This window comes from Paenibacillus sp. SER-28 (assembly GCF_052906305.1).
Window position 1 is genome coordinate 1 of the sequence record NZ_JBRECM010000052.1, and the last position, 348, is coordinate 348.

General features: G+C 53.4%; 1 rRNA gene. It reads left to right on the top strand.

The features are described 5' to 3' along the window. Positions 1-348 (top strand): 23S ribosomal RNA (locus ACUYLD_RS25550); the annotation flags it as partial.

Sequence of the window (348 nt, forward strand, 5' to 3'; positions counted from 1 at the left end):
CAAAGGAACCGGTTAGATGAAGAGGTCTGGAAAGGCCCGCCAGAGAAGGTAAAAGCCCTGTAGTTCAAAACTTGTTCCCTCCGAGACGGATCCCGAGTAGTGCGGGGCACGTGAAACCCCGTATGAATCCGGCAGGACCATCTGCCAAGGCTAAATACTCCCTGGCGACCGATAGTGAAGCAGTACCGTGAGGGAAAGGTGAAAAGCACCCCGGAAGGGGAGTGAAATAGATCCTGAAACCGTGTGCTTACAAGAAGTCAGAGCCCGATCGATGGGTGATGGCGTGCCTTTTGTAGAATGAACCGGCGAGTTACGTTCCCGTGCAAGGTTAAGGTGAAGAGCTGAAGC